Genomic DNA, 23,259 nt, shown 5'->3' with positions numbered 1-23,259 from the left:
GCGGTGCCCACGACCGGCGGGGTGCTCACGACCGGCGGGGTGCCCTGGTCACGGCGGGCCGGCCTTGTAGCCCACGCCGCGGACGGTGAGGACCACCTCGGGCTTCTCCGGGTCGCGCTCCACCTTCGCGCGCAGCCGCTGGACGTGCACGTTCACCAACCGCGTGTCGGCCGCGTGCCGGTAGCCCCAGACCTGCTCGAGCAGCAGCTCGCGGGTGAAGACCTGACGGGGCTTGCGGGCGAGGGCCACCAGCAGGTCGAACTCCAGCGGGGTCAGCGCGATCGGCTCGTCGTCCCGGATGACCTGGTGGGCCGGGACGTCGATCTGGACGTCGCCGATGGCCAGGGTCTCCGCCTGCCCGCTCTCCCCGCGGCGGAGCTGGGCACGCACCCGGGCGACCAGCTCGACCGGCTTGAACGGCTTGGTCACGTAGTCGTCGGCCCCGGCCTCCAGCCCCTGGACGACGTCGATCGTGTCGCCCTTGGCGGTCAGCATCACGATGGGCACGGTGGACTGGGTGCGGATGTCCGCGCAGATCTGCAGGCCGTTCCGGCCCGGCAGCATCAGGTCCAGCAGCACCAGGTCCGGGCGGACCTGCTGGAAGGTGGCCACGGCTCGTGCCCCGTCGGAGACGAACGCCGGGTCGTAGCCCTCCCGGCGCAGCACGATGCCCAGCATCTCGGCGAGGGCGGCGTCGTCGTCGACGACGAGGACGCGGCCGCGGCTGGTCCCGGCAGTGGGAGCTGAAGGTGGCACGGACCCATTCTGCGTGACGAAGTCCACCCAGCGGTCCGCCCCGCCCGGGAGACTCCCCGGACGGGGCGGGAGGTGGAGCTCAGAGCCGTGCGGTGGGCTCCGGGCGAGGAGGCCGCTCAGTAGCGGTAGTGGTCGCTCTTGTACGGGCCCTCGACCGGGACGCCGAGGTAGTCGGCCTGCACCTTGGTCAGCGTCGTGAGCTTCACCCCGAGGGCGTCCAGGTGCAGCCGGGCGACGTGCTCGTCCAGCTTCTTCGGCAGCACGGTCACGCCGGGGGTCTGGCCCTCGTAGGCGGCCCGGTTGCCCCACAGCTCGATCTGGGCGAGCGTCTGGTTGGAGAAGGACGCGCTCATCACGAAGCTCGGGTGCCCGGTGGCGTTGCCCAGGTTCAGCAGCCGGCCCTCGGAGAGCACGATGATCGTGTGGCCGTCGGCGAACCGCCACTCGTCGACCTGCGGCTTGATCGTCGTCCGCACCACGCCGGGCGTGCGGGCCAGGCCGGCCATGTCGATCTCGTTGTCGAAGTGACCGATGTTGCCGATGATCGCCTGGTGCTTGGTCGAGGCCAGCTGCTCGGCGGAGATGATGTCCTTGTTGCCGGTCGTGGTGATGATGATGTCGGCCTTGCCGATCACCTCGTCGAGCGTGGTCACCTCGTAGCCGTGCATCGCCGCCTGCAGGGCGTTGATCGGGTCGATCTCGGTGACGATGACCCGGGCGCCCTGGCCGCGCAGCGACTCCGCGCAGCCCTTGCCGACGTCGCCGTAGCCGCAGACGACGGCGACCTTGCCGCCGATCATCACGTCGGTGGCGCGGTTCAGGCCGTCGATCAGGGAGTGCCGGCAGCCGTAGAGGTTGTCGAACTTGCTCTTGGTGACCGAGTCGTTGACGTTGATCGCCGGGAAGAGCAGCCGGCCCTCGCGGGCGAGCTCGTACAGCCGCAGCACACCGGTGGTGGTCTCCTCGGTGACGCCCTTGATGGCCGCACCGACCCGGGTCCAGCGCTGGTCGTCCTCGGTCAGGCTGGTGCGCAGCGCGTCGAGGATGACGCCGTACTCCTCGGAGTCGGCGTCAGTGGTGTCCGGGACGACGCCGTCGGCCTCGAAGCGGGTGCCCAGGTGGACCAGCAGGGTCGCGTCGCCGCCGTCGTCCAGCAGCATGTTCGGCCCGATGACCGTGCCGTCGGCGTCGGTGAACTCGAAGAGCCGCTGGGTGCACCACCAGTACTCCGGCAGCGTCTCGCCCTTCCAGGCGAAGACCGGCACGCCGGTCGGCTCCTCGGGGGTGCCGTCGCCGACGACGATCGCGGCGGCCGCGTGGTCCTGGGTGGAGAAGATGTTGCAGCTGACCCAGCGGACGTCGGCGCCGAGGGCGACCAGCGTCTCGATCAGCACGGCGGTCTGGATGGTCATGTGCAGCGAGCCGGCGATCCGGGCCCCGGCCAGCGGCTGGGCGTCCCCGTACTCGGCGCGCAGCGCCATCAGGCCGGGCATCTCGTGCTCGGCGAGGCTGATCTCCTTGCGGCCGAAGCCGTGCAGGGAGAGGTCGGCGACCTTGAAGTCGCCGTCGGTCAGGGTGCGGGTGCCAGTGCTGGCGGTCATGTCGCTCCAGTGTCCGGCCCTGCCCGGGGTGGGCGGGCTCTGTCGGTCGCTGTGGTCCCCGCTCGTGCGGGGCGAGCGAGCATGCCGAGGCTTCGGCGGGGCTCGTGCCGTCGTCCAGGGTACCGCCGCGAGCACGGGCCCGTGCTGGAACGGCCCTCCTGCAGGGTCCCGCCGCGAGCCTGCGAGTGGCGGGGGCCCTTCTTCAGCGCAGCGCGGTGGTAGCGCGGTAGAGCACTGCGGGTCCGCGGGCGGTGACCGCCTGCCCGGCCGGCACGAACACCGACTCCCCCTGCCGCACCGTCAGGTCGCCGTCCGTGCCGGTGAGCACCGCGTCGCCCTCCGCGCACAGGACCACCTGCGGCCCGGCCGTGGTGAGCACCCCCGGGTCGACGTCGACCTGCACCCGGGTCAGGTCGAAGTCCTCGACCGGTGTCGGGTAGCGCAGCCCGCCGGGGCCCAGCACCGGGTGGATCACCGGCACCCTGCCGTCGGTGAAGTCCAGCACCTCGATCAGCGCGGCGAGGTCGACGTGCTTGCTCGTGAGCCCGCCGCGCAGCACGTTGTCCGAGCTCGCCATGACCTCGATCCCGGCCCCGCACAGGTAGGCGTGCAGGTTGCCGGCCGGCAGGAAGACCGCCTCCCCCGGAGCGATCCGGAGGTGGTTGCACATCAGCGAGATGACCACGCCGGGGTCACCGGGGTAGGTGCCGGCGAGCGTCGCGGCCCAGCGATAGGTGTTGATGAACTCGGGGTCGTGCGCGGCGACGAAGGACGCCGCCCGGGCCGCCACGGCGCGGACCAGCGACTCGCGCCGGCGCTTGGAGAGGGCCAGCAACTGGGGGATGGCGGCCCGCAGTCCACCGCGGGCCAGGGCCGCGATGGTCGGCATCAGCTCCGGCAGCTGGAGCTTCGCCAGACAGTGCAGCGACTCCTCCACCGGGCGGAACCCGCACAGCGCCTCGACCGGGGTGATCGCGAGCAGGATCTCCGGCTTGTGGAAGGGGTCCTTGAAGGTGCGCGTCGGGTCGTCGTGCGGGATGCCCGCCGCCTCTTCGGCGGCGAACCCCGTCTCGGCCTGCTGGGTGGTCGGGTGCGCCTGCAGCGACAGCGGCTTGTCCGCCGCGAGCACCTTCATCAGGAACGGCAGCCGGTCACCGAACCGCTCGCGGACCGTCGGGCCCAGCAGTCCTGCGGGGTCGGCAGCGATCGCCTCGGTCAGGGTCCGGCCGTCGGAGAGCACGCTGGGCGCGTCCGGGTGCGCCCCCATCCACAGCTCGGCGTACGGCTGGTCAGCCGGCGAGGGGAGCCCGAGCAGCTGCGGGATGACGGTGCGACTGCCCCACGGGTAGTGCCGCACCGGACTGCTGAGCTGCCACATCGGGGCTGAGGTTACCGGCGGGGACGTCACGGGACAGACGTCGGATCGGCCCGGCCGGTGCTGGAGCCGACGGGGACGGCGCTCACCCGCGCGGGGCAGTCGGGTCGCCGGCCGGTCCACAGACGATCGACCGACGGATCCGGCCGGTCACGGGTGCAGCGCCCGCTCGTGGTCCAGCGCCAGCGCCAGGTACACGGCGCTGAAGTCGGCAACGGCCAGCTGCCGGGCGAGCCGCGCCAGCCGGGGGTGCCGCTCCGGCTCGGCGTGCTCGGCCAGCGCGCTGACCGGGACGTTGTGCGCTGCGGCGACGCGGAGCACCTCGGCCATGGCCTCGCCGGCCGAGCGCGGGTCCCGCTCGCCGCCGTCGTGCTCGCCGGCGTCCGCGTCGCGGATGGTGATCAGCCGGAGCCGGCGGCCGGCGTCGTCGGCCCGGTCCCGGAAGAAGTCGTCCTGGCCCTCCGCGGGGGCCAGCGGCCCGCCGAGGACCGTGCGGGCAGCGACCCGCTGGTCGGGCAACCGGAAACCGGTCACCGGGAGGCCGGCCAGCGTGGCCAGCTGGTCGGCGACGCGGCCGGCGGCGGCCCCGGCCAGCGGCCCCTCGGCGACGATCACCGGCAGCGCGTCCAGCAGCTCCAGCGCCAGCGTCTTCGCCGGGTTCACGAACGACTCACGCGCCGGGCCGCACTCCGCCGCTGCCTCGTCCAGCGCGGCGGCGACCAGTTCGGTGTCGGCGGCGTCCTGCGCGACCAGCCCGAGCTCGGCGGCGAGCAGCAGCATGGGGGTGAGCAGGGACCAGAGCGCGGTGTGCTGCACCCGGGACGCCGGCAGCGGCACGTACGCCGCCCGGGCGCTGGCGCACGCGGCGTGCAGCGGCGCGTCCTCGGCGCCGATGCCGACCAGCACGACACCGCGCCGCGCGGCCTCGTAGGCCGGGGTGACCGCGTACCGACCGGCGCCGGTGCGGGTCGCCACCACCGCGATGTCCGAGGGGCCCATCCAGACCGGGAGGTCCGGGCCCGGGACGACGTCCACGGTCACCGGGCTGGCCGGTCCGAGCAGCGCTCGCAGCACCGACGCCGCGACCGCTCCCTCGCGCCGGCCGACGATCACCAGCCCGCGCGGGCGGCCCCCCGAGGTCGCCCGCTGGAGCCCGGCCTCCTGGGTCAGCTGGGTGGTCTCCCGCACCTGGGCGCCGGCACCGGCCACCGCCGGCAGCAGCCCCCGCGGGTCGCGTGCACGCAACAGGTCGAGGTCGTCGAGGACCTCCTCGGCGAGCTCGGGCGAGGTCATGTGCGGCGCTGCCGGGCCTCGTCGAGCAGCAGCACCGGGATGCCGTCACGCACCGGGAAGGCGCGGGAGCAGGTCGGGCAGACCAGCTCGCTGGCCTCGACGTCGACGGTCAGCGCCGTGTGGTGGGTGTCCGGACAGGCCAGGATCTCCAGGAGGGCCGGTTCGATGCCCAGCGTCTGGTCGGTGGCGCCTGCCGGGGTGTCGTCGCTCATGCCCGCACCATCTCCAGTACCTCGTCGCGCAGTTCGGCCATCCGGGCCGCATCGGCCGCCTCGACGTTGAGGCGCAGCAGCGGTTCGGTGTTGCTGGCCCGCAGGTTGAACCACGAGCCGTCGGGCAGGGAGACGGTGAGCCCGTCGAGGTCGTCGATGGTGACGCCGTCCCGCTCACCGTAGGTCTCCCGGACCGCCGCCACCCGCCCGGCCTGGTCCTCGACGGTGGAGTTGACCTCACCGGAGGCCACGTAGCGCTCGTAGGCGGCGGTGAGCTCCGACAGCGGGCGGGACTGCTCACCGAGCGCGGCCAGCACGTGCATCGCGGCCAGCATGCCGGTGTCGGCCCGCCAGAAGTCGCGGAAGTAGTAGTGCGCCGAGTGCTCGCCGCCGAAGACGGCGTCGGTACGCGCCATCTCCTCCTTGATGAAGGAGTGCCCGACCCGGGTGCGCACCGGCTCCCCGCCGTGCTCGCGCACGATCTCCGGCACCGCCCGCGAGGTGATCAGGTTGTGGATGATCGTCGTCCCGGTGCCCTTGGCGAGCTCACGGACGGCGACCAGCCCGGTGATCGCCGACGGGCTCACCGGCTCGCCGCGCTCATCGACGATGAAGCAGCGGTCGGCGTCCCCGTCGAACGCCAGACCGATGTCGGCCCCGTGCTCCCGGACCCCCGCCTGCAGGTCGACCAGGTTCGCCGGGTCCAGCGGGTTCGCCTCGTGGTTGGGGAAGGAGCCGTCCAGCTCGAAGTACATCGGCACGATCTCCAGCGGGAGACCGGACAGCACCACGGGGACGGTGAAGCCGCCCATCCCGTTGCCGGCGTCGACCACGACCTTCAGCGGCCGGATGCCGGAGAGGTCGACCAGGCCGCGCAGGTGGGTGGCGTACTCGGCGACCAGGTCCCGGGTGCTCACCGAGCCCAGGGGCGCGACGCCCCGCTGGAAGACGGCCGTGCCGTCGACCAGCTGCTCGGCCCACTCCCGGATCTGCACCAGCCCGGAGTCCTGGCCGATCGGCGCCGCGCCGGCCCGACACAGCTTGATGCCGTTGTACTGGGCGGGGTTGTGGCTGGCGGTGAACATCGCGCCCGGCATCCCCAGGGAGCCGGCCGCGAAGTAGAGCAGGTCGGTCGAGCCCAGGCCGGCCTCGACGACGTCGACCCCGCGGGACAGGACCCCCTCCGCGAACGCCCGGGAGAGCGGCACCGAGGAGTCACGCATGTCGTGCGCGGTGACGACGGCGGTCGCGCCGGTCTCGGCGTGCACGAACTCGGCGAAGGCGGCCCCGATCGCGCGGGCCACGCTCTCGTCCCACTGCTCGGGGACCAGGCCCCGGACGTCGTAGGCCTTGATGATCGACGTCAGGTCTGCCACGCGGGTGATCCTATGAGGGGGCCCGTCAGGGGAGGTTGGGGAGGACGCGCAGGTGGCCGCGACGGGTGCCGCTGCCGTCGTCGGCCGGGTCGCGCGGGGGCTCCGGGCGCGCGGCCTCGCGGACCGCGTCGGCGAGCGCGAGCAGGTCGTCGCCGGTCGGGCCGGCGTCATCGGCGTCGATCTCGTGGCGGACGACCTCCCAGCCCCGCGGCACGGTGAGCCGCTCGGCGTGGAACTCGCACAGGTCGTAGCTGTGCGGCTCCGAGTAGGTCGCCAACGGGCCGACGACGGCCGTGGACTCCGCGTACACGTAGGTCAGGGTGGCTGCCGCCGGTTGCGCGCAGCCGCTGCGCGAACAGCGACGTGACTGCCTCACCACCGGTTCCTCACGCCCGGCACACTATCCGCAGCCGGCGCCGTCTGGGGAGGAGGCGCACCGGATCGCGCACGTCCACCCCCTCCCCTCCGTCCAGGCACACCCGACCCAGCCGCCCCTGCCGCACGCCCTGGGAGAGAGCATGACGACCGGCCCCGACACGGTGCTGCTGCTCGGCGGGCGCAGCGAGATCGGCCTGGAGCTGGCCGAACGGCTGGTGCGCGACGGCGTCCGGCGAGTGCAGCTCGCCGCCCGACGCAGCGACGAGCTCGACGTCGAGGAGGGGCGGCTGCGGGCGGCCGGCGCGACGTCGGTGCAGCGGCTGGAGTTCGACGCCGACGACCTGGCCGGCCACGAGCAGCTGCTGGCCACCGCCCTGGACCCGGCCGTCGGCGCGCACCCCGCGCACACGGTCGTCGTGCTGGCCTTCGGGGTGCTCGGCGACCAGGCCCGCGCCGAGGTCGACGCGGACCACGCCGTGGCCGTCGTCTCCACCGACTACCTGGCCCAGGTCTCGGTGCTCACCCACCTGGCCCGGCTGATGCGTGCCGCAGGTGGCGGGCGCATCGTCGTCTTCTCTTCGGTCGCCGGGGTCCGGGTGCGCCGGGCCAACTACGTGTACGGCTCGGCGAAGGCGGGGCTCGACGGCTTCGCCAGCGGGCTGACCGACGCCCTGCACGGCACCGGGGTCCGGTTGCTCCTGGTCCGGCCGGGCTTCGTGGTCGGACGCATGACCACCGGCATGTCCCCGGCCCCGCTGTCCAGCACTCCCACCCAGGTCGCCGCAGCCGTGGCCGACGCACTGCGCCGGGACCGGTCCGTGGTCTGGGTACCGGGCACCCTGCGGGTGCTCGCGGCGGTCCTGCGGCTCCTGCCGCGCCCCCTCTGGCGCCGGATGCCTCGGTGATCCGGCGCGGCCGGGGCACCGGCAGGCCGTAGGCTCCTGCCGCGATGGACCGCCTCCCTGCCCGTGCCCGGCGCGACCGTCATGGCCGCGGCCTGCGCGGTCGTCTCGTGCCGCCGACGGTGCCGCTCTCCCGGAGCCGCGCCGAGCAGTTCGACGACCTGGTCCTGGACGCGGTCGAGGACCTGGAGCGCCGCTGGGAGCGTGAGCTCGCCGGCGTCGAGTTCGCCGTCGAGGACGTCCCCTGGGTGGACCACACCAGCCCGGACGACGTGGTGCTGGACGCCGACGTGCTGGAGGACGGCAGCGTCCCGCTGGCCCGGGTGCTGCCCGCGCACCGGGAGGGCGGGCAGGAGCACCCGGCCCGGATCGTGGTCTACCGCCGTCCGCTGGAGATCCGCGCCGCCGACCGTGACGACCTCGCCGACCTGGTGCGGGACGTCGTCGTGGACCAGGTGGCGGTGCTGCTCGGCCGGGATCCCGAGGAGATCGACCCCGCCGGTTGACCGGGTCGCACCCGACCCCTTTGCCATGCTGGGCGCCGAGATGAGCGCAGCGAACCAGCAGTCCGGCCCGCACGGTGCCCGGCGGGCAGCCGTCACCGGGGTCGTCGTCGTCCTGGTCGTCCTCGCCGCCGGCCTGGTGCTGCTCGCCCTCCAGCCCCGGACGACGACGGCCACCGCGACCCTGACCGTGACCCCCCGCACCGAGGCCGGCGCGGACGCCGCCCTGCTGCTGGCCGACCGGTACACCGCGCTCGCCGGGTCGGCCGAGGTGCTGGGCGCAGCTCAGGCGGACGAGCCGGCGCTGACCGAGGTGTCGCTGACCGAGCTCCAGGAGGGCGTCGAGGTCGGGCGACCGCCCGGCACCGCCACCGTCGTGGTGCAGGTGACGCTGCCCGACCGGGACGCGGCGGTGACCGCCGCCAACGCGGTGGTCGGCCGGCTCGTCGAGGCGGGCGCCGACGAGGAGCTCGTGGCCGTCGACCCGGGGCGGGAGGCCTCGTCCGCCCGCACCACCGGCTCGTCGGCCACGGCCCGGTGGGTGCTCGTCTCGGTGCTGCTGGCCCTCGCCGCCGGGCTGTGCGCCGCCCTGGCCTCGAGCCTGCTGACCCGGGGACGGACTGCCGGGCGAGCGACCGGGAGCACGGACGCCGAGGCGCTCGACGACCTGCCCGGCTTCCTGGCGGACCCGCCCGGCTCCCCCGCACCCGTGCCGCCGCGGACCGGCCGGACCGGAGCGACGGCCGCCCCGGTCGGGTCACCCGGCGGCGCCGTCTCCCGCACGACCGGGTCCGCCGTCACCCTGACGGCCGCGCTGCTGCTGGTCCTCGCCGCCGTCGCGGTGGGTGCCCCGATCGGCCGCGCCGGGAGCAACAGCCTGAGCGCCGCCCCGGCGACCGGGATCGCGCCCGCCGCCCCGGCGCCGGACTCCACCGCGCCGGACTCCACCGCGCCCGGCCTGGATCCCGCCGTCCCCAGCGCGCCGGCCGCCGAGACGGGCGCCGGCGCCCTCGCGTCCCGATCGGTGCCGCTGGGCACGGACGGGATCGCGGCCACGGCGAGCTTCGGCGGCGTGCTGCTGGAGGAGCGGGCCGTGGGGCTGACCGTCACCTACCCCGACGTCAGCCTCACCACCGACGGCCGACGCGCCCTGGCGCACGTCCGGCTGCCCACCCACAACTGCCTGACCACCGAGCCCCCCGCCGACCCGGTGGCCGCCGGCTGCGTCCGGTCGGTCACCGAGTACGCCGACCTGGCCAGCCCGGAGCTGCAGGTCACCCGGGACGGCGACCGCATCGAGCTGGCCGGCCTCTTCCCCACCTACACGCGCCCGAACGGCAGCGCGCCCAGCTACACCGGGCGGGCGTACCAGCTGGCGGCCTCGATCGCCCCCGACGGCCCGCGCCGGGACGACACCACCCCGGCGACCGGTGTGGTCCGGATCGGGCTGGACAGCGCGGCCACCGCACCCGAGCGTGGGGTCAGCCGGCTGCAGCACCCCGGCTGAGCGCGCCCCGGCGGCCCAGCTGGGTGAGGCCGGCGGCAGCGGTCAACGTGCCCGAGGGTGCACCGAGCTCGCGGCGCAGGCCCCCGATCTCGCTGGTCCCCCACCACGGCCAGCGCTCCTCGCCGTCGGCGCCGCGATCGAGCAGGGTGAGCAGCAGGGCCCGCGGCCCGTCGGCCGCCGGGACGACGGCGACCTCCAGCTCACCGATCGCGGCGTGCAGCCGGGCCGCGGCGCGCACGAACGTCCGCTGGCCGGTCGGGAGCTGCGCCAGCACGGCCGGCAGCCAGCGCTCGACCTCGCCCGGGTCCCGGCTGCGGGAGACGTCGGCGACGGTGTCCAGCTCGTCGACCAGCCGGCGGCTGCGCGTGGTGGCCAGCTGGGAGTCCGGCAGCCCGGCGGCGAGGTGCCGCACCGTCGGGTCGCCGAGCGGCAGCCCGGTCAGCCGGAGGGTCCACGGGCCACGGACCTGGTCCAGCAGCCCGATCACCCCCGCGGCGAGCCGTGCGGCGACGTCGTCGTCCTGCGCGGGCAACCGGGACTGGGGCCGCCCGGGCGGCAGCGGGCCGGGCTCGGCGCCCAGCAGGCCGACCACGGTGCCGACGCCGCGGCGCCGGAACGACAACAGGGCCGCCCCGGCGGGACGGCTGTGCGTGTCCCGCTCCACCACCACCGCGTGCGGGCGGACCCGCCCGAAGGGGCGGCCGGCCTGCGCGTTCAGCGCGGCGGTGAGCCACGGCCCACGAGCCGGGAGGGGAACGGCGCGTTCGGCCAGGAGGGGGGCAGCGGCGCGGACCTCGCGGACCACGGCGGCGCGGCCGTCGACGACCCGGGTGTGCACGGGTTCCAGTCGACCACACGGGGCCCGTCGTCGAGAGCTGGGGAGTGGCCGGGCGATCAGCTCGAGAGCGGGCCTCGCCGGGCTGCTCGTCGGCGCGTCGTTGCGCCGACCGTGCGGGAGGAGAGCGGGTGGTGCAGTGGTGCGGGTGGGTCCTTCGTCAGCCGGCCTGGCGGCGAAGGCGACGACGCTCGCGCTCGGAGAGCCCGCCCCAGATGCCGAAGCGCTCGTCCATGGTCAGGGCGTACTCCAGGCACTCGGCCCGGACCTCGCAGCCGGTGCAGATCCGCTTCGCCTCCCGGGTCGAACCGCCCTTCTCCGGGAAGAACGCCTCCGGGTCGGTCTCGGCGCACAGGGCGCGTTCCTGCCAGCTCTGGTCCTCGACGTCCAGGAGGCCGGCGTCGGCCAGGCCCAGCACGTCCCGCCCGTAGGAGGCCGGTGCGGCCCCTGCTGTGGAGCTCTTGTGCTCGCTCAACCACGACACCTCGGCCATCACGTTGCGTCCCCTCTCGCTGCGTCACGACGCCTGCTCCTGGGCGGATCCCAGTCGCCAGCGCCTGATGACGACATCGGAATTACACGCGTGTCGTTGAGTCGAGGTCAAGTCGGGCCGGTGTAACGCGGCGCCACACCGATCACACCGGTCACAACTCGTCCGTGGACCGTCACAGACGACCCCGACACGCCGCCGTCAGGAACACCATCTGCCATCGAGACCGAGCGGTTTCGTGCAGTTCATCCGGGACCGACCCGGGCCCGCCGTAGAGTTCTGCCGATCAGGCACCATGGTCGGGTGCACATCGTCGTACTCGCCGGGGGCGTCGGCGGCGCCCGCTTCCTGCGCGGCGTCCTCGCCGCGGCCCCCGGCGCCGAGGTGACCGCCGTGGTCAACACCGGCGACGACGTGACCCTGCACGGGTTGCGGATCTGCCCCGACCTGGACACCGTCATGTACACGCTCGGTGACGGGATCGACGACGAACGTGGCTGGGGCCGTCGCGGCGAGAGCTGGACGGTGAAGGACGAGCTGGCCGCCTACGGTGCCGAACCGACCTGGTTCGGCCTCGGCGACCGCGACCTCGCGACCCATCTGGTGCGCACCCGGATGCTCGACGCGGGCTACCCGCTCTCCGACGTCACCGCCGCGCTCGCCCAGCGCTGGCAGCCCGGGGTGCGGCTGCTGCCGATGAGCGACCAGCGGGTCGAGACGCACGTCGTGGTGACCGACCCCGACACCGGCCGCCCCCGGGCCATCCACTTCCAGGAGTGGTGGATCCGGCACCGGGCGGCCCTGGACGCCAGCAGCTTCGTCCAGGTCGGGGTGGACGACGCCCGGCCCGGCCCCGGCGTCGTCGAGGCCCTGAGCACCGCCGACGCGGTGCTGTTCGCACCGTCCAACCCGGTCGTCTCGATCGGCACCGTGCTGGGGGTGCCCGGCATCCGCGACGCCGTCCGCGCCGCGTCCGGGCGCGTGGTCGGCATCTCCCCCATCGTCGACGGCGCCGCGCTGCGCGGCATGGCCGACCGCTGCCTGCCCGTGGTCGGCGTCGAGGTCAGCGCGGAGGGCGTCGGCCGGCACTACGGCGCCCGGTCCGCCGACGGCCTCCTGGACGCCTGGCTGGTGCACACCGACGACCCGGCCACCGTGCCCGGGGTCGACGTGCGCGCCGTCCCGTTGCTGATGGGCTCGCCCGAGGCGACCCGGGCGCTGGCCCGGGCCGCACTGGACGCCGCAGGGGTCGCGACCCCGTGACCGGGCCCGGCCTCCCCCCGGGGATCTCCGTGCACCCGGTGCCCGGCCTGCCCGAGTTCGCACCGGGGGACGACCTGGCCGCCGCGATCGCCCGGGCGGCGCCGTGGCTGGCCGACGACGACGTCGTGGTGGTGACCTCCAAGGCCGTCTCCAAGGTGGAGGGCAACCTGGTCCGGGTCGAGCCCGGCACCGACCGGGAGACCGCCCGGCAGCAGGCCGTCGACGCGGAGACCGTCCGGGTCGTCGCCCGCCGCGGGCCGCTGCGGATCGTCGAGACCCGGCACGGCTGGGTGGTCGCCGCAGCGGGGATCGACGCCTCGAACGTCGCCGCCGACGCGCTGGTCCTGCTGCCCGAGGACGCCGACGCCTCCGCCCGGCGGTTGCGCGACCGGCTGCACGAGCTGCTCGGGGTGACCGTGGCCGTCGTCGTCAGCGACACCTTCGGCCGCCCGTGGCGGGACGGCGTCACCGACGTGGCGATCGGTGCGGCCGGGCTGCCCGCACTGGTCGACCACCGGGGTGCGGTCGACCAGCACGGCAACCGGCTCGAGACCACCCAGGTCGCGGTGGTCGACGAGCTGGCCGCGGCGGGCGACCTGGTGAAGGGCAAGCTCGGGGGCATCCCGGTGGCCGTCGTCCGGGGTCTGCGGTTCCGCTCACCGGAGCCCGACACCGGCACCCGTCCGCTGGTCCGGCTGGGTCCCGGTGACCTGTTCCCCACCGGCACCAGGGACCTGGTCGGCAGCCGCCGCACCGCCGCCACGCTCGCCCACCGGGACGGCGCCCTGTCCGCGGTCACCGAGGCCTTCCGGACCGCCGTGGCGGCGCTGCCGGAGTTCCCGGTGGTCTTCCGCTACGGCAGCGAGGAGGGCAGCGAGGAGGGCGACGGCGGGGACGTCGTCGACGTCCACCTGGCCGACCCGATCACCCCGGTCACCTCGCTGTCCCTCGGCGCGGTCGTCGGTGCGGCCCTGGTCCAGCTGCAGGCCGACGGCTGGGCGACCCGGTGGGAGCCGGCCGGCACCTTCGGCGGTGCGTCGCTGGCCGGCCGGCTGTGGCTGGGCGCCGACGCCGGCTGACGCCCGGGCCAGGTCGGGCCGGGCGGGAGCCACTCGGCTAGCGTCGAGCCGTGCAGATCCGCGAGCTCGCCGTCCCTGACAGCTACGTGCTGGACCTCGTCCCGCACGGTGACAGCCGCGGCCGGTTCACCGAGTGGTACCGCGCCGACGTGCTCGCCGCCGAGACCGGGTTCGGGCTCACCCTGGCGCAGGCCAACCACAGCGTCTCCGCCCGCGGCGTGCTCCGGGGCGTCCACTTCGCACTGGTGCCCCCGGGTCAGGCCAAGTACGTCTACTGCCCGGCCGGCAAGGTGCTCGACGTGATCGTCGACATCCGGGCCGACTCGCCCACCTTCGGCGTGCACGACTCGGTGCTGCTGGACAGCGAGCAGCCGCGCGCGGTCTACCTGGCCGAGGGCCTGGGCCACGCGTTCGTGTCGCTGGCCGACCACAGCTCGGTGACCTACCTGGTCTCGAGTGGCTACTCCCCCGGTCGCGAGTTCGGGATCAACCCGATGGACCCGGCGCTCGACCTGCCCTGGCCGACGGACGTCGAGTTCGAGCTGTCCGCCAAGGACACCGCCGCTCCCACGCTGGCCGAGGCGCGCGAGCAGGGCCTGCTGCCGACCATGGCCGAGTGCACGGCGCGGTACGCCGAGCTGCGCGCCCGCTGACCCGCCCCGACCACCGGCTCCCCCGTTGACCACCCGGACGACCCCGACCAGCGCCGGCGCCACCGCCCCCGTGCACGACCCGCGAGCGCGGTTCCGCAACCGGGTCGAGCTGGGCCTCCTCGGTCTCGTGGTGCTCGCCCTGGCCCTCCTGAGCTGGCGGCGACGCTGGACCTCCGATGACGCGTTCATCAACTTCCGCGTCGTGGAGAACCTCCTCGCCGGCAACGGCCCGGTGTACAACGCCGGGGAACGGGTGGAGGTGGCGACGAGCACGCTGTGGCTGGCGGTGATCACCGTCGCCGAGGCCCTGGTGCCAGGGAACGCCGTCGCCTGGATCTCCGTCGTGCTCGGGATCGTCGCCACCCTGACCGGCGTGGTGCTGGCGTCGCTCGGGAGCCGGCGGCTGTACGGCGGCGTCCCACGGTGGCTGGCCGTCCCCTGCGGAGCCGTGGTCGTGGCCGCGCTCCCCCCCTTCTGGGACTTCGCCAGCTCCGGCCTGGAGACCGGCTTGTCCTTCTGCTGGCTCGGCGCCTCCTTCGCCGCCCTGGTCCACGTGGCCCGTCGGGAGGTCGTGGGCCAGCGTCGGACGCTGGGCGTGGCCGTCCTGCTGGGGATGGGCCCCCTCGTCCGCCCGGACCTCGCGCTGATCAGCGCGCTGCTCATCCTCTGGCTGCTCAGCGTCCCGGGCAGTTGGCCGGCGCGCGCAGCACGGGTCGCGGCAGCCGGCGGCCTCCCGGTGGCCGTGGAGGTGTTCCGAGCGGGGTACTACGGGCTCCTGGTGCCGAACACGGCCGTGGCGAAGGAGTCCAGCCGGGCGGTGTGGGGCCGCGGTGCCGACTACCTGGCCGACCTGGTCGGCCCGCACCTGCTGTGGCTCCCCCTCGCGCTCGTCCTCGCAGTGCTCGCCCTCCTGGCCCCGCGCGCCGGCTGGCGGCCCCGCGAGTGGTCACTGGTCGCCGTCGTCCTGGTCGCCGCGCTGCTCCACGCTGCCTACGTGGTGCGCGTGGGCGGGGACTTCATGCACGGTCGACTGCTCCTGCCGAGCCTGTTCCTGGTGCTCTGCCCGGTCATGGTCGTCCCGGTGCCCGCGCTGCGCCTCCGGGGTGTCGCGGTGAGCGCGGTGCTCACGGTGCTGGCCGTGTGGGCTGCAGCGTCGGTGGTGGTGCTCCGTGCGGACTACCCGGAGGGCATGAGCTCGGCAGGCATCACCGACGAACGCCGCTACTGGGCCGAGCTGGCCGGCCGGGAGAACCCGGTGACCCTGGAGGACCACGGCGCGCAGAGCGTCATCCCCTACAGCGATCAGGTGGCTGCGCTGCACGAGCAGGACGCCGACCTGGTCGTCGCACAGCCGCCCGTGGTGACCCCGGACTCCGGGGTGGCACGCATCGCGCCGTCCTCCGGCGGTGTGGTGTTCGGCGTGGGCAACGCGGGCTTCTACGGAGTGGCGCCCGGGCTCGAGGTCCGGGTCGTGGACGGGCTGGGGCTCACCGACCCCATCGGCTCGCACATGGAGGCACCTCCGCCCGGCCGCGCCGGGCACGAGAAGTCGTTCCCCGCGGAGTGGTTCCTGGCGCGGTACGGCGCCCCTGAGCTCGCCGAGGAGGCCACGACGGGTCTGCCCGCTCCCGCCGACGTGGCAGCTGCCCGGGCCACCCTCGACTGCGGCCCGGTGCGTGAGCTGCTCGAGGCCACCAACGCGCCGCTGACCTGGGGACGCTTCTGGGACAACCTCACCGGGGCTCCGTCCCGCACCTCGCTGCGGATCCCGGCCGACCCGGCCGAGGCGCAGGCCCAGTTCTGCTGAGGTCCCTGCTCAGATCGACCGGTACTGGGTGGGCGCCATCCGGGGACCCCGCTTGGGCGGCATGCTGCCGCCGACCTCCAGCAGCCGGACGACGCGCTGCCGGTGCCCGCGCCAGGGCTCCAGCAGCGCGAGCATCCCGTCGTCGTCGGTCTTCCGGCCGGCCAGCGACCAGCCCACCAGGTTCTTCAGGTGGTAGTCACCGACGCTGACCGAGTCCGGGCAGCCGACGGCGCGCTGGGCCACCTCGGCGGCGGTCCACACGCCGATGCCGGGCACCGACTGCAGCCGGCGGCGCAGGTCGGCGCAGTCGTCGTGCACGCCGGCCTCGAGTCGGGAGGCGACCGAGGCGACCGCCCGCAGCGCGCGCCGGCGGGCGCCGTCGAGGCCGCAACCGTGCCACTCCCAGTCGGTGACCGCGAGCACCCGCTCGGCCGAGGGCACCACCCGCATCCCCGCCGGCGCCGGTCCGGGCGCCGGTTCACCTGCCAGCCGCAGCAGCTCTCGCCAGGTGCGGTGCGCCTCGATGCCGGTCACCTTCTGCTCCAGGACGGCCGGCACCAGGGCGTCCCACACCCGCCCGGTGCTGCCCAGCCGCAGCCAGGGCGCCCCATGGTGCAGCCGGGCGACGAGCGGGTGCCGCGCCGGGTCGAAACCGTCGGCCCGGTCCTCGGCGCCCAGCCAGCGGGGCACGGCCGGTCCGGCCCAGCCGGCCCCCGGACCCCAGGCCTGCACCCGGATCGCGGCGGGACCCCCGGTCAGCCGCACGGTGGCCGGGCCGTCGGGGGTGGTCGTCGTCCGCCAGACGCCGTCCTCGGCGTAGCGCAGCGTCGGGTCACCGGTACCGCGACGGTCCCGGGACAGCGTCCGGCGGACGTCCAGCGGCCAGTCCGGCGTCCAGACCTGGTCGTGGACCGGCGCGTCGACGACCAGCAGCCGCTCCCCCATGGCGTTCCCCCCAGCCTGCGCTGCCGTCAGCGGGGCGCCATCCGCAGCGCGCCGTCCATCCGGATGACCTCGCCGTTCAGGTAACCGTGCCGGACGACGTCCAGGGCCAGCTCGGCGAAGTCCTCGGGGCGGCCCAGCCGCTTGGGGAAGGGGATGCCGGCGGCGAGCGCCGTCCGGGCCTCCTCGGGCAGGGCGGCGAGCAGGGGCGTGTCGACCAGCCCCGGGGCGATGGTGCAGACCCGCACCCCCACCGAGGAGAGGTCGCGCGCCGCCGGCAGGGTCAGCCCGACGATGCCGCCCTTGGAGGCGGCGTAGGCGATCTGCCCGATCTGGCCGTCGTAGGCGGCGATCGAGGCCGTGTTGACGACCACGCCCCGCTCGCCGTCCTCGTCGGGCTCGGTACGCGCCATCGCAGCAGCCGCCAGGCGCAGCACGTTGAAGGTGCCGATCAGGTTGACGGTCACGGTGCGGCTGAACGGGGCCAGGTCGTGCGGGGAGCCGTCGCGGCCGAGCACCCGCTGCGCCCAGCCGATGCCGGCGCAGTTGACCGCGATCCGCAGCGGGCGGTCCTTGCCCGTCGCGTCCTCGATCGCCGCCTGCACCGACGCCTCGTCGGTGACGTCGGTGCGCACGAAGGTCGTGTGGCCACCCAGCTCGGCAGCCAGCGCCTGCCCGCGCTCCTCCTGCAGGTCCAGGACGGTGACCGCGACACCGGCCGCGGTCAGCGCACGGGTGGTGGCCTCACCGAGGCCGGAGGCCCCTCCGGTGACGACCGCGGCGACGTCGAGGTTCTTCATGCGCCCGAGGTTAACCAGGGTCGCCTGCCCGCGACTGCAGGAGCCGGGCCCACGAGCGTTCGGGAGGTCGGCGCCGTTCAGGCGGTCAGGCGGCCGAGCCCTGGGCTCGTGGCCCTGAGGGCTGTCTCCGGTCGGCGAGTCGCGCCTCCGCCTCGGTCAGGGCGACCGCACGGGCCAGCGTGACCATCCGCGCCTCCTGCTCCCGGAACCGGACGCCGGTACTGCCCACCAGGTAGATGAAGGCGAGCGCCAGTCCGTAGAGCATCAGGTCGGCACCGCGAGTGACACCCACGGCATCTGCCGCCCCCTGGAGGAGGTCGGGGAACAACACCGCGATCGCGCCGGCGACGACGGTCAACCCGGCCATGATCTTCCGCCGGGCCTGACCCCGCAGCGACGACCGCGCCCGCAACGACAGGACGACGGCCGCCACCAGCGCCGGGACGAGGAGCCACTTGATGATCACGTGCGCCGCCCGTGGCTGACCCGGTGGGCGAGGGTGTCGACCAGGATGTTGACGCTGTTGAGCAAGGGCTGGCCCTTCGAGCGCGAGTAGTCCGTGTAGAGGATGTGCACCGGGTACTCGATGATCTTGTTCTGCGGGCGGGTCAGGAAGTACTCGAGCTCCGACGCGTACGCCATGCCGGAGTGGGAGAGCTTGATCTGCGAGGCGATCTCCCGCGTGACGATGCGCAGCCCGTTGTGCGCGTCCGTCAGCCGCGTCCCGGCCCCACGGTTGAGGAGCTTCGTGGCCGTCCGCAGCATGATGCTGCGCAGCCAGCTCATCTCCGTCTTCCCGTCCAGGAAGCGGGAGCCGATGACGACGTCATGGCCTTCACGGATCAGCCGGATCATGCCCAGGAGGTCGTCGAGCTGGTGCTGACCGTCGGCGTCGAAGCAGGCCACGTAGCGGGCCTCCGTGAACCGGACCGCCGCCTCGTAACCGGTCTGGAGGGCGCCACCGGCGCCCAGGTTCACCGGGTGCGTCACGCGCAGCGCCCCGGTCTTGTCGATCTCGTCCGCGGACGCGTCCGTGGACGCGTCGTCGACGGCGATGACGGTGAGCCCGGCGGTGATCAGCTCGGCGATCACCCCGCCGACGACGGGCGCCTCGTTGAAGACGCGGACCACGACCACCGTGTCCGCCCACTCGGCGGAAGCGCCGTGCGGGGCCGCGAACTCCGCGACGGCCTCAGGACGCGCTTGGCTGGGGTTCATCGCCGCCGAATGTAGTACCGGGACGCGTCCGGACCGAAGACCCGCCACAGCACCCGCCTCGTGCACCACACCGTCAACTGAAGCCCCGGCCGCACCGCTCCTCCACCGTGGCCAGCAACTGCTTGACCCGCTCGGCGTCCCCGACCGGGCACACCATCGTCACGTCCGCGGTGTGCACGACCACGCTGTCCCGGACGCCGACCAGCGCGACCAGGTGGTCGGGGTCGTCACTGAGCACCACGTTGCCCGAGCTGTCCAGCAGGACGGTCAGCCCACGGGTCGCGTTGCCGGCGGCGTCGGTGCTGAGCGTGTGGGCCAAGGCCGGCCAGGAGCCGACGTCCAGCCAGTCGACGTCCAGGTCGACCACGGCCACCCGGCCCGGCTCGGCGGCCGCCGGCTCGAGGACGGCGTAGTCGACGCTGATCTTGGGCAGTGTCGGGAAGACCTCGGCGAGCACGGCCTCCCGCTCCGGGCCGGCCGGTGCGGCGACGATGCGCCCCAGGCCGGCGGCGGACTCCGGCAGGTGGTCGGCGAGCGCGTCCAGGACGGTCTGCGCCCGCCAGACGAACATCCCGGAGTTCCACACGTACTCGCCGCTGGCCAGGTACTGCTCGGCGGTGGCCCGGTCCGGCTTCTCCCGGAACGAGGCGGCCTCGCTCGCGCCGGCCACCTCGGTCGCCGCGCCCTTCTGCACGTACCCGAAGCCGGTGGCCGGCGACGTCGGGGTGACGCCCAGGGTCACCAGCGCCCGCGGCCGGACGGCGAGCAGGTCGTAGGCGGTGCGCAGCGCGTCGGCGAACCGCTCGACCGGCCGGATCACGTGGTCGGCGCTGACCACGGCCAGCTCGGCGTCCGGGTCGACGTCGGCGACGAGCGCCGCGGCCAGCCCGACGGCGTTGGCGGTGTCCCGGGCGACCGGCTCCAGCACCAGCCGGTCGGCGCGCAGCTCGGGCAGCGCAGCCCGGACCTGGTCGCCGTACCGGGCGGCGGTGCAGACCCATATCTGCTCGGCGGGCAGCACGGCCTGCAGCCGGGTGAACGCCTCGGCGAGCAGGCTGTGGGCCCCGGCGCCGTCGGCGACGACGTCGAGGAGCTGCTTGGGCCGGGCGGCCCGGGACAGCGGCCACAGCCGCGTGCCGGACCCGCCGGCCATGATCACCGCGTGCTGCACTGCTGACTCCAGTCCGTCGGGGAGGTCATCGTCTGCGCCACCGGCGGCGACCGGGCAGCTGCTCGGCGCGCTGCTGCGGCTGCGCGCCCGCACCGACCCGCGCACTGACGTAGGACGTCAGCATCCGGGCGCCGAGACCGCCGCGCAGCACCCAGCGCAGCGGCGCGTGCCGCCGGCGGGGGTACTGGCCGGACAGGTAGCGCAGGGCGCTGGTGTGGTGCACCCGCTGCATCCGGTGCGGCTCCCGGCGGGTGGCGTGGCCGCCCTCGTGCACCACCACCGCGGTGGGCACGTAGATGTGCAGGTAGCCGCGCCGGCCGAGCCGCTCGGCCAGGTCGACGTCCTCGAAGTACATGAAGTAGCCCGGGTCGAAACCGCCGACCGAGTGGAACGCCTCCAGGTCGACCAGCAGGCAGGACCCGGACAGCCAGCCCGCGGGGCGCTCCCGGGGCGCCTCCCGCTCGCGTCGGTAGCGGGCGGTCCACGGATTGCTGGGCCATGCCCAGCCCAGCAGGGCGTGACCGATCCCGGTCGAGAGCGAGGGCAGGTCCCGCGCCGAGGGGTACAGCGCCCCCTCCGGGGTGTGGATCGCCGGCCCCAGGGTCGCGGCCCGGGGCCAGCGGGCCGCCGCGGCGAGCAGCTCGTCGACCGCGCCGTCCTCGAAACGGACGTCGGGGTTGACCACCACCGCCCAGCCGGTGAGCAGGTCGGCCAACCCGGCGTTCGCGGCCGGGCCGTACCCGACGTTCCCGCCGATCGGCAGGAGCCGGACGTCGTCCGCACCGGCCGCGACCCGCTCGGGCCAGCCGTCGGTCGAGCCGTTGTCGGCGAGGACGACGTCCAGCGGTCGGGTCGTCGCCCGCCGCAGGCTGCTGAGGAGGCCCTCGATCGCCTCACCGGGCGAGTAGGTGACGGCGACGACGCGCAGCGGGCCGGTCACGCCGCGGCCGCCGCGGCGTAGGCAGTGAGGTGCGCCCGGGCACAGGCACGCCAGTCGAACGACGCCGCGCGGGCCCGGCCGGCGGCAGCCAGCTCGGCCCGGCGGACGGGGTCGGCCAGGAGGTCCCGGAGCGCCACGGTGATCGCCGGTGCGTCGGGCTCGGTGTAGGCCACGGCGTCGCCGCCGACCTCGGGGAGGGACAGCAGCCGGGTGGTCAGCACCGGCGCACCGGAGGCCATCGCCTCCAGCACCGGCAGGCCGAACCCCTCGCCCAGGCTGGGATAGGCGACCACCGTCGCCTCACCCAGGAAGCCGGCGAGCATCTCCAGCGGCAGGTAGCCCGGGCGCAGCAGCCGGTGCGTGTCCGGCACCTCGGCGGCCGCCCGGTCCACCTCCGCATCCCATCCCCGGCCCCCGGCCAGGACCAGGGCGGGCGGGTCGGTCAGCGCGCTCCACGCCCGGATGAGCGCCGGCACGTTCTTGCGCGGTTCCAGCGTGCCGAGGAAACCGACGTAGGGGCCGGGGAGGCCGAGGTGCTCCCGCACCGCCGCGCGTTCGGCGTCCGAGGGGACGTGGAACCGGGCAGCGTCCACCCCGAGGTGGGCGACGTCGACCCGGGCGGGGTCGGCACCGGCCACCCGCACCAGCTCCTGGCGCGTGGCGGCCGACGGCGTGATGCACCGGGCAGCCCGGGTCAGGGACACCCGGGTCCAGGTGGTGAAGAACCGGCGCTTGACCGCCAGGTGCAGCTCCGGGTGGGTGAAGAAGGTGGCGTCGTGCAGCGTCGTCACGACGGGCAGCCCTCCGGCCAGGGGCATCGTGTAGTGCGGGCAGTGCAGCACGTCGGCGCGGGCCCGCCGGGCCAGCAGCGGCAGGCCGACCTGCTCCCAGGCCAGCCGGGCCGGCCGCCGGCCGATCCCGGCGGGCGCGGCCAACAGCTCGACGCCGGGGAGCAGCCGCTGGTAGTGGGCGACGTCGTGCGCCTGACAGACGACGACCAGGTCCGCACCCTCGGTCTGCAGCGCCGGCAGCAGCTCGTCGACGTAGCGGCCCACCCCACCCCGGTCGGCGGGTACGGCGGTGGCGTCGACGAGCACGCGAGGTCGGTTGCTCAGGAGTGACTCCGGGGGCGGTCGAGGCGGGTGGGGGCTGTTCGAGACTACGAGAGGGCCGCTGCCGGACGTCGCCGATACGCTGACCCGATGCGAGGCATCATCCTGGCGGGCGGAAGTGGCACCCGGCTCTACCCGATCACCAAGGCCATCAGCAAGCAGCTGATGCCCATCTACGACAAGCCGATGATCTACTACCCCTTGTCGTTGCTGATGAACGCCGGGATCCGTGAGGTCCTGATCATCACCACCCCCGACGACCAGGCGCAGTTCCAGCGGCTGCTCGGCGACGGTTCCGACGTCGGCATCGAGATCAGCTACGCCGTCCAGCCGAAGCCCGAGGGGCTGGCCCAGGCCTTCGTCATCGGCGCGGAGTTCATCGGCGACCAGCCGGTGGCGCTCGTGCTCGGCGACAACATCTTCTACGGCACCGGCCTGGGCAAGAACCTCCGGGCCAACACCGACCCCATCGGTGGCCGCGTCTTCGCCTATCACGTGGCCAACCCCCGCGACTACGGCGTCGTGGAGTTCGACGCCGACGGCCGGGTCATCTCCATCGAGGAGAAGCCGGCCGTGCCCAAGAGCAACTACGCGGTGCCCGGCCTCTACTTCTACGACAACCGGGTCGTCGAGATCGCCTCGAAGATCACGCCCAGCGAGCGAGGCGAGCTGGAGATCACCGCGATCAACGACGAGTACCTGCGCCGCGGCGAGCTCACCGTCACCGTGCTGGAGCGTGGCACCGCGTGGCTGGACACCGGCACGCACGTCTCGATGATGCAGGCCTCGGAGTTCGTCCGGGTGGTCGAGGACCGGCAGGGCTGGAAGATCGGCTGCATCGAGGAGATCGCCTGGCGGCGGGGCTACATCGACGCCGGGCAGCTCGAGGCGCTCGCCAAGCCCCTGCAGAAGAGCGGCTACGGCGACTACCTCCTCAACCTCCTGGCCGAGCCCGGACTGGACTGAGGACGAGGTCCTCCCCGTCGACCCACCTCGGCCTCCGGCTCCGCAGGCCGAGGTGGGGACGGCGAGGGGCGCGGTCACGC

24 protein-coding genes are annotated in these 23,259 nt (G+C 74.4%); 8 read left to right on the top strand and 16 right to left on the bottom strand.

Features of this window, described 5'->3' with window-relative positions:
* Positions 1 to 48: 48 nt before the first annotated feature.
* From mtrA to IN07_RS03970, 7 genes are all read right to left on the bottom strand, one after another.
* The gene (gene mtrA, locus IN07_RS04000; RefSeq protein ID WP_036333854.1) at positions 49 to 756 is read right to left on the bottom strand and encodes an MtrAB system response regulator MtrA; all 708 of its coding nucleotides are present in this window, start codon (positions 754 to 756) and stop codon (positions 49 to 51) included.
* Positions 757 to 872: 116 nt separating this feature from the next.
* Positions 873 to 2,357 carry an adenosylhomocysteinase gene (ahcY, locus tag IN07_RS03995; protein WP_036333834.1) on the bottom strand — a complete coding sequence of 495 codons (1,485 nt, stop codon included), beginning with the start codon at positions 2,355 to 2,357 and terminating at the stop codon, positions 873 to 875.
* A gap of 202 nt (positions 2,358 to 2,559) precedes the next feature.
* Positions 2,560 to 3,735 (bottom strand): mannose-6-phosphate isomerase, class I, encoded by a 1,176-nt coding sequence (manA, locus tag IN07_RS03990; protein WP_036333833.1) that lies wholly within the window; start codon positions 3,733 to 3,735, stop codon positions 2,560 to 2,562.
* A 147-nt stretch (positions 3,736 to 3,882) separates the two neighbouring features.
* The gene (locus IN07_RS03985; protein ID WP_036333832.1) at positions 3,883 to 5,025 is read right to left on the bottom strand and encodes an SIS domain-containing protein; all 1,143 of its coding nucleotides are present in this window, start codon (positions 5,023 to 5,025) and stop codon (positions 3,883 to 3,885) included.
* On the bottom strand, positions 5,022 to 5,237 hold the full coding sequence (locus IN07_RS03980; RefSeq protein ID WP_269429943.1) for a Trm112 family protein: 216 nt from the start codon (positions 5,235 to 5,237) through the stop codon (positions 5,022 to 5,024). Before IN07_RS03980 ends, IN07_RS03985 begins: the two co-directional genes overlap by 4 nt.
* The gene (locus IN07_RS03975; protein WP_036333831.1) at positions 5,234 to 6,613 is read right to left on the bottom strand and encodes a phosphomannomutase/phosphoglucomutase; all 1,380 of its coding nucleotides are present in this window, start codon (positions 6,611 to 6,613) and stop codon (positions 5,234 to 5,236) included. The genes IN07_RS03980 and IN07_RS03975 overlap by 4 nt, the downstream gene beginning before the upstream one ends.
* Before the next feature lie 25 nt (positions 6,614 to 6,638).
* Positions 6,639 to 6,989 carry a DUF3499 domain-containing protein gene (locus IN07_RS03970; RefSeq protein WP_036333830.1) on the bottom strand — a complete coding sequence of 117 codons (351 nt, stop codon included), beginning with the start codon at positions 6,987 to 6,989 and terminating at the stop codon, positions 6,639 to 6,641.
* A gap of 142 nt (positions 6,990 to 7,131) precedes the next feature.
* Here IN07_RS03970 and IN07_RS03965 point away from each other — a divergent pair, with 142 nt between their 5' ends.
* From IN07_RS03965 to IN07_RS03955, 3 genes are read left to right on the top strand one after another with little or no spacing between them, the layout of a single operon-like run.
* The gene (locus IN07_RS03965; protein ID WP_036333829.1) at positions 7,132 to 7,896 is read left to right on the top strand and encodes an SDR family NAD(P)-dependent oxidoreductase; all 765 of its coding nucleotides are present in this window, start codon (positions 7,132 to 7,134) and stop codon (positions 7,894 to 7,896) included.
* A 44-nt stretch (positions 7,897 to 7,940) separates the two neighbouring features.
* Positions 7,941 to 8,399, top strand: coding sequence for a metallopeptidase family protein (locus tag IN07_RS03960; protein WP_036333828.1), 459 nt, complete (start codon positions 7,941 to 7,943; stop codon positions 8,397 to 8,399).
* Positions 8,400 to 8,439: 40 nt separating this feature from the next.
* Positions 8,440 to 9,903, top strand: coding sequence for a hypothetical protein (locus IN07_RS03955; protein ID WP_156119025.1), 1,464 nt, complete (start codon positions 8,440 to 8,442; stop codon positions 9,901 to 9,903).
* On the opposite strand, the gene IN07_RS03950 is transcribed toward IN07_RS03955, so the two are convergent.
* Positions 9,878 to 10,741 carry a hypothetical protein gene (locus tag IN07_RS03950; RefSeq protein WP_064972355.1) on the bottom strand — a complete coding sequence of 288 codons (864 nt, stop codon included), beginning with the start codon at positions 10,739 to 10,741 and terminating at the stop codon, positions 9,878 to 9,880. The genes IN07_RS03955 and IN07_RS03950 overlap by 26 nt on opposite strands.
* A gap of 157 nt (positions 10,742 to 10,898) precedes the next feature.
* Positions 10,899 to 11,231, bottom strand: a complete 333-nt coding sequence (locus IN07_RS03945) for a WhiB family transcriptional regulator (protein WP_052090722.1) — start codon at positions 11,229 to 11,231, stop codon at positions 10,899 to 10,901.
* Between the two features lie 300 nt (positions 11,232 to 11,531).
* On the opposite strand from IN07_RS03945, the gene cofD reads away from it, so the two are divergent.
* The 4 genes from cofD to IN07_RS03925 are packed head-to-tail and all read left to right on the top strand — an operon-like array spanning position 11,532 to position 16,030.
* A complete protein-coding gene (gene cofD, locus IN07_RS03940) occupies positions 11,532 to 12,491 on the top strand; it encodes a 2-phospho-L-lactate transferase (protein ID WP_036333826.1) in 960 nt (319 codons plus the stop codon).
* Complete coding sequence (locus IN07_RS03935; protein WP_052090720.1) at positions 12,488 to 13,570, top strand: coenzyme F420-0:L-glutamate ligase; 1,083 nt, start codon at positions 12,488 to 12,490, stop codon at positions 13,568 to 13,570. The genes cofD and IN07_RS03935 overlap by 4 nt, the downstream gene beginning before the upstream one ends.
* Positions 13,571 to 13,620: 50 nt before the next feature.
* Positions 13,621 to 14,223: a dTDP-4-dehydrorhamnose 3,5-epimerase family protein gene (locus IN07_RS03930; RefSeq protein WP_036333825.1), complete on the top strand. Its 603-nt coding sequence runs from the start codon at positions 13,621 to 13,623 to the stop codon at positions 14,221 to 14,223.
* 25 nt (positions 14,224 to 14,248) lie between these two features.
* Positions 14,249 to 16,030, top strand: a complete 1,782-nt coding sequence (locus tag IN07_RS03925) for a hypothetical protein (RefSeq protein WP_052090719.1) — start codon at positions 14,249 to 14,251, stop codon at positions 16,028 to 16,030.
* Between the two features lie 9 nt (positions 16,031 to 16,039).
* On the opposite strand, the gene IN07_RS03920 is transcribed toward IN07_RS03925, so the two are convergent.
* The 7 genes from IN07_RS03920 to IN07_RS03890 form a co-directional block, all read right to left on the bottom strand.
* A complete protein-coding gene (locus tag IN07_RS03920) occupies positions 16,040 to 16,975 on the bottom strand; it encodes a DNA-3-methyladenine glycosylase family protein (RefSeq protein WP_052090716.1) in 936 nt (311 codons plus the stop codon).
* A 26-nt stretch (positions 16,976 to 17,001) separates the two neighbouring features.
* On the bottom strand, positions 17,002 to 17,772 hold the full coding sequence (locus IN07_RS03915; protein WP_036333824.1) for an SDR family NAD(P)-dependent oxidoreductase: 771 nt from the start codon (positions 17,770 to 17,772) through the stop codon (positions 17,002 to 17,004).
* Between the two features lie 85 nt (positions 17,773 to 17,857).
* A complete protein-coding gene (locus tag IN07_RS03910) occupies positions 17,858 to 18,238 on the bottom strand; it encodes a DUF2304 domain-containing protein (protein WP_052090714.1) in 381 nt (126 codons plus the stop codon).
* Positions 18,235 to 18,990, bottom strand: a complete 756-nt coding sequence (locus IN07_RS03905; protein ID WP_036333823.1) for a glycosyltransferase family 2 protein — start codon at positions 18,988 to 18,990, stop codon at positions 18,235 to 18,237. The genes IN07_RS03910 and IN07_RS03905 overlap by 4 nt, the downstream gene beginning before the upstream one ends.
* 73 nt (positions 18,991 to 19,063) lie before the next feature.
* Positions 19,064 to 20,161, bottom strand: a complete 1,098-nt coding sequence (locus tag IN07_RS03900) for a mannose-1-phosphate guanylyltransferase (protein WP_036333845.1) — start codon at positions 20,159 to 20,161, stop codon at positions 19,064 to 19,066.
* A 25-nt stretch (positions 20,162 to 20,186) separates the two neighbouring features.
* Positions 20,187 to 21,101, bottom strand: coding sequence for a glycosyltransferase family 2 protein (locus IN07_RS03895; protein WP_036333821.1), 915 nt, complete (start codon positions 21,099 to 21,101; stop codon positions 20,187 to 20,189).
* Positions 21,098 to 22,198 carry a glycosyltransferase family 4 protein gene (locus IN07_RS03890; protein ID WP_036333819.1) on the bottom strand — a complete coding sequence of 367 codons (1,101 nt, stop codon included), beginning with the start codon at positions 22,196 to 22,198 and terminating at the stop codon, positions 21,098 to 21,100. Before IN07_RS03890 ends, IN07_RS03895 begins: the two co-directional genes overlap by 4 nt.
* Positions 22,199 to 22,303: 105 nt before the next feature.
* Between IN07_RS03890 and rfbA the strand changes: the two genes are divergently transcribed.
* The gene (gene rfbA / locus IN07_RS03885; protein ID WP_036333817.1) at positions 22,304 to 23,179 is read left to right on the top strand and encodes a glucose-1-phosphate thymidylyltransferase RfbA; all 876 of its coding nucleotides are present in this window, start codon (positions 22,304 to 22,306) and stop codon (positions 23,177 to 23,179) included.
* The last annotated feature ends 80 nt before the right edge of the window (positions 23,180 to 23,259 follow it).

The organism is Modestobacter caceresii (genome assembly GCF_000761485.1).
GTDB classification, from domain to species: Bacteria; Actinomycetota; Actinomycetes; order Mycobacteriales; family Geodermatophilaceae; genus Modestobacter; species Modestobacter caceresii.
The sequence above is the reverse complement of the archived record's forward strand: the minus strand, read 5'-3'. Positions and strand labels throughout refer to the sequence as shown.